Raw genomic sequence first — 238 nt, 5'->3', positions numbered from 1 at the left:
ACGCTAAAGAGTGCGCTGACAATCCGCAAGAGATTGCTGAGCATTGGCAAGCGCTATCCTCTTATATGAGTGATATGCGCCATCATTTTAAAATCGAAGACAATCTAATCGTTGATGCCCTACTGCCTCATCAAGCTGCCCAACCTGAGGTGGCATCCGTACTTGATACATTGGAAGAGCAGCATAAGCAGTTAAATGAAGTAACAGCCAATATTCAAGCCTCTCAAGAGACTAAAAA

The 238-nt window shown here is 43.7% G+C and carries 1 protein-coding gene; it reads left to right on the top strand.

The features are described from left to right. Positions 1 to 238, top strand: a 238-nt coding sequence (locus AAEY80_RS14860; RefSeq protein ID WP_350588641.1) for a hemerythrin domain-containing protein, incomplete at both ends; no start/stop codon positions are given.

Origin of the sequence: Psychrobacter sp. 78a-MNA-CIBAN-0178 (assembly GCF_040309625.1) — a bacterium.
GTDB lineage: Bacteria > Pseudomonadota > Gammaproteobacteria > Pseudomonadales > Moraxellaceae > Psychrobacter > Psychrobacter okhotskensis.
This window is presented reverse-complemented; position numbering and strand designations above follow the sequence as displayed.